The 4,580-nt window shown below is 63.3% G+C and carries 6 protein-coding genes; 5 read left to right on the plus strand and 1 reads right to left on the minus strand.

The features are described 5' to 3' along the window. Positions 1–357 precede the first annotated feature (357 nt). From WA904_RS20660 to WA904_RS20670, 3 genes are all read left to right on the plus strand, one after another. Positions 358–1,113: a YoaK family protein gene (locus WA904_RS20660; RefSeq protein WP_425199010.1), complete on the plus strand. Its 756-nt coding sequence runs from the start codon at positions 358–360 to the stop codon at positions 1,111–1,113. Next, complete coding sequence (locus WA904_RS20665) at positions 1,110–1,880, plus strand: fused MFS/spermidine synthase (RefSeq protein ID WP_425199011.1); 771 nt, start codon at positions 1,110–1,112, stop codon at positions 1,878–1,880. Before WA904_RS20660 ends, WA904_RS20665 begins: the two co-directional genes overlap by 4 nt. A gap of 112 nt (positions 1,881–1,992) precedes the next feature. Further along, positions 1,993–2,271 carry a hypothetical protein gene (locus tag WA904_RS20670; protein WP_425199012.1) on the plus strand — a complete coding sequence of 93 codons (279 nt, stop codon included), beginning with the start codon at positions 1,993–1,995 and terminating at the stop codon, positions 2,269–2,271. A gap of 89 nt (positions 2,272–2,360) precedes the next feature. Here the strand turns inward: WA904_RS20670 and WA904_RS20675 are convergent, their stop codons facing one another. Next, complete coding sequence (locus WA904_RS20675; protein WP_425199013.1) at positions 2,361–3,596, minus strand: zinc-binding metallopeptidase family protein; 1,236 nt, start codon at positions 3,594–3,596, stop codon at positions 2,361–2,363. A gap of 184 nt (positions 3,597–3,780) precedes the next feature. Here WA904_RS20675 and WA904_RS20680 point away from each other — a divergent pair, with 184 nt between their 5' ends. Both WA904_RS20680 and WA904_RS20685 read left to right on the plus strand, forming a co-directional pair. Beyond that, positions 3,781–3,972 (plus strand): 4-oxalocrotonate tautomerase, encoded by a 192-nt coding sequence (locus WA904_RS20680; protein WP_425199014.1) that lies wholly within the window; start codon positions 3,781–3,783, stop codon positions 3,970–3,972. 58 nt (positions 3,973–4,030) lie between these two features. Further along, the coding region (locus tag WA904_RS20685; RefSeq protein WP_425199015.1) for an MFS transporter at positions 4,031–4,580 on the plus strand (550 nt) is incomplete at its 3' end.

Consider the following 4,580-nt stretch of genomic DNA (forward strand, 5'->3'; position numbering starts at 1 on the left):
CTCCCGGCTGATTCGCCGGAAAGTGTCAACCATGTCCCCGCACACCTGTCCACCATGTGTCCGGTCCGTACAGCGACGCAAAAGAAAGTTACTTGCCGCCGGGCAACCCCCGGCTTGCTGGCACACCACAACAGCCAGAACAAAGCCGGTAGTCAACAAGCATGGATCCCGGATCAAGTCCGGGATGACGGTACGAGGAAGCGTCGGCTATAAATTTCATAGCTGCTTGCGCCCGCGAAATATGGGCTGAAAGCCGATTTCATTAAAATTTCCGCCCAAGGCTTTGAATCCCCTCAATCCGTACCGGCACTCGCACCATAATGTCCACTGTCATGTTTCTTGCATGGCAGAGCTTCCATGTCCTTCAAATTCCTGCTTCAACTCACCGCCCGGAACCGCACGCGCCGCAGCAACCGGCAATTCGGCGGCATCCTGGCGTTTGTGGCCGGGGCCATCAATGCCGGCGGCTTTCTGGCGGTGCAGCGTTACACCTCGCACATGACCGGCATCGTCTCGGCCATTGCCGACGACCTGGTGGTGGGCAGCATCACCCTGGCGCTGGCCGGCCTGGTGAGCCTGTCGGCCTTTATTGCCGGGGCCATCACCACCACGCTGCTCATCAGCTGGGCGCGCCGCCAGGAATTGCGCAGCAAGTACGCGCTGGCGCTGCTGCTGGAAGCGGCGCTACTGCTGGTGTTCGGCCTGGTGGGTGCCAATCTGAAGTCATTCGCCGCCCTGCTGGTGCCGACAGCGGTGCTGCTGCTGTGTTTCATCATGGGCCTGCAAAACGCCATCATCACCAAGATCTCGAACGCGGAGATCCGCACCACCCACATGACGGGTGTGGTCACCGACCTGGGCATAGAACTGGGGCGGCTGATCTACTGGAACCAGTCGGAAAAAGCCAACAGCATCCAGTTTGTCAAGGCCAACACCGACAAGCTGTTCATCCATGCCACCCTGCTCGGGCTGTTTTTTTCCGGCGGCATTGTGGGGGCCGTTGCCTTCAAGGCCATGGGCTTTAGCGCCACCCTGCCGATTGCCCTGCTGCTGGTGGCCATGGCCTTGCCGGCCATCCTGATGGACCTGCGCATGGCAGCGAGGTCCCTGTGAACGCGGCGGCCGATGATTTTCAGTCGCTGCAGTACGTGAAGCCTTTTGTGCGCGAAGACGGCGCATCCAAGTCGCTGCACTTCACCCTGGGCGAGCTGCAAAGCCGCATGCTGGTGCACCAGCCTTCGCGACTGGATGTGGACTACACCCGGACCATGATGGGTTTCCTGCTGTTCCACCCCGCGCCGGCGCACATCGGCATGATCGGGCTGGGCGGGGGCTCCCTGGCCAAGTTCTGCCACCGGCAACTGCGCGCGTCCCGCATGACGGTGCTGGAGATCAACCCGCATGTGATCGCCCTGCGACGCGAATTCCACGTGCCCGACGATGACGAACGTTTCACGGTGATCGCCGCCGACGGGGCCCGGTACCTGCAGGCAGGGACACCGCGGTTCGACGTGCTGCTGGTCGACGGCTTCGACCATGAAGGCCAGCCTGCCGCCCTGTGCTCGCAGCGTTTTTACGACGACTGTTTTGCCGCACTCGGCGACAAGGGCGTGCTGGTGGTCAACCTGCACAGCGACCACCCGGACTACCCGCTGCTGGTCGGTCGCATCAGCCGCAGCTTCAGCGGGAACGCGGTCGAAGTCATGGCTGCGGAGAAAAGCAACGCCGTCGTCTTCGCCTCTCGGGGCCCGGCCCTGTCACCCCGCCGCGTGAACCTGACCCAAAGCCTGTCCGGCCTGGATGAAGCGGCACGCGTGCAGCTCAAGCCCGAGCTGGCGCGGGTGGCCTGGGAAATGAAAGACCTCGCCGGCGGCGGCTAGCCGGCTCACCGACGGCGGGGCGCGCCCCTGTCCGACGCCGCGCGGCGCGGCACGCAGACACACTGGGTTTTCCGGCCCGGCGGATGGCAGAACACCCCCACGAAGGATTCCGATGAACCTGAAAACCAATTTCTCTTTTGAGCTGCACTACCCGGCCGATGCGGCTACCCCTTATGCGCAGCGCGACGCGGTGATGAACGCGATGGGCCCCGCCTTACAGACCCTGTTTGCCGCCCAGGACAGCGCGGCGATGGTGACGGTGAACGACAGCCAGAAGGGCAGCCACAACAAGATCCTGGAATTGGTCACCACCCTGGACGACGCGCAGATTGCAGCCATCCTCAAGGCCTTTTCCGACAAGCATGGCCTGTCCATCCAGGCGCTCGAATAAGCAGGCAGAAGCATTCCGGCGTCTTGATTGCTACTTAAATCATAGCTACCCACACCCACCCCCAAAGGGCTGAGCACTCTTTTCTCTGATCAATTCAGCTCCTGTTCCTGGGCGTGTTCCGGATCAGGCGCCTGCTCCTGCCGCCAGCTGCCCGACGTCACCACCAGGTGAATGAAATGCAGCTTGGCCACCACCTCGTGTGGCAACACAAAGGGATAAAAATCAGGCTGGCCCATGGCGCGCGACATTTCGTTGAGCAAGGTGGTGAGCTGTGTCCACTGGTTCAGGAAGTCCAGGAAAACCTGGGCATTGGGATCTTCGGGCTGGTACAGCGCGTCCAGCGTGAAGGGTGTGAATTCGAGCTGCGCGCTGTCCGGCGAGAGGCCGAAACTCAGCGCGGTATCGACGGTGTCGCGAATGTGCAGGTAATGCGCCCAGCTTTCGGCCCAGTCCTCCCACGGGTGCACGCTGGCGTAGGCACTGACGTAATGCAACGCCCAGTCGGGCCGCGGCCCATTCTCGTAATTGTTCTGCAGGCTGGCTGCGTAATTCTGGGTCTCGTCGCCAAACAGCTCCTGGAAGCCCTGCATCCAGGAGGTGCCGGCCACCAGCCGATCCCAGTAGTAGTGGCCAACCTCGTGACGAAAATGGCCAAGCAGCGTGCGGTAGGGCTCATGCATGGCCTTGCGCATAGCCTCGCGCGTGGCGTCATCGGCTTCGTTGAGGTTGAGGGTGATCAGGCCGGTGTTGTGCCCGGTCAGGATGTGCGGCCCGAAGTCGGGTGAACGCAGGAAGTCGAACATCAGGCCGCGCTCGGTGTCCTCGCTCACCCGCGACGCGACGGGCAGACCGAGTACCAGCAGGGCCGACACCAGGCGCCGTTTGGCCAGCTCGATCTTGCCCCACAGCTCGCCGTTGTCAGGGTGGGCCTCGTCGTTCAGATCGGGAATCGTGCGGTTCAGGCGGCAGGCCTGGCACAGCAGCACCTGCGGCGCGTCCTCGCTGAGCGGCACCAGCCAGTTGCACGCAGCCGGGGTCTGCAGGTTGGCGCAGCGAAGATAAACCGCGGGCGGCGCATCGGTGTCCCTGTTTTGCTTGCCGTCGTCCGCTTCGCCGTCGGCGTGCCAGGCTACCCAGGTGTCGGGCTGCTCGCCCGGCATCAGCGGCAGGAGGCGGGCCTGCGCAGGATCGTAGCCCAGCGGCGTGCCGCAGGCCAGGCAGGTGCTGTTGCGGAAAAATACCGGGCAACCGCACTGGCAGCGGTAGGCACGGCCGGCCAGATGCGGCAAGTGGGCAGGGACGGGGGACGAGCTATCGTTGGACAAGGAGATTTCTCAGAACGCTCAAGGGACGCAGGGCGGTTGCGGTAGTGGAACCCAGTTTCCCACGTTTGCCGCACCGCCCCAGCGGCTTCCCGCCTTGTCCCGCTGTCAGTCTTTGCCGACACAGCGCCGCGCGGTCCGGGGTTTTATCATGAGGCTCCGCTTCAAATCAATTCAAAGGAAAACCATGCCCACATATCACGTCGAAATGATGGAAGGCCGCACCGTCGAGCAGAAGAAAAAACTGGTCGCAGAAATCACCCGTGTCAGCGTCGAAATCCTGGGTGGCGAGCCCGACTCCGTTGACGTCATCATCACCGACATCAAACGCGAGAACTGGGCCACCGGCGGCAAGCTGTGGTCCGAGCCGCGCGGCTGATCCCGCCCAGCCCCTGACCGCAAGGCCCTTCTTGAGCAGCCCCTCCACCCTGGAAGAAATGCAGGCGCGTTACGGCGCGCGTTACCGCTGGCTGCTGTTGCTCTCGGTGATGATCGGCACGATGGCCTCCATCATGTCCTCGACCATCGTCAACGTGGCGATTCCCGACATGAGCCAGCACTTCACGCTGGGCCAGGAGCGGGCGCAATGGGTCACCTCGGGCTTCATGGTGGCCATGACGGTCTCCATGCTGACCACGCCTTGGCTGCTGGCGCGTTACGGCTACCGCCGCACCTATGTCGGCACCATGCTGCTCCTGCTGGCCGGCGGCGTGGTGGGCGGCTTTTCCGGCAGTTTTGCGCTGGTGCTGGGCGCACGCGTGGCCGAAGGGCTGGCGGCCGGCGTGGTGCAGCCGATTCCGGCCATCATCATCATGCGGGCCTTCGCGCCCCACGAGCAGGGGCGTGCCAGCGGCATCTTCGGCATGGGGGTGGTGCTGGCCCCGGCCATCGGGCCCAGCATTGGCGGCGTGCTGGTGGACCTGTTCGGCTGGCGCTCTATTTTTTTCATGGTCGTGCCTTTTTGCCTGGCTTCGCTGTGGATGGCTT

Source organism: Polaromonas sp., assembly GCF_049790275.1.
Lineage (GTDB): Bacteria > Pseudomonadota > Gammaproteobacteria > Burkholderiales > Burkholderiaceae_C > Polaromonas.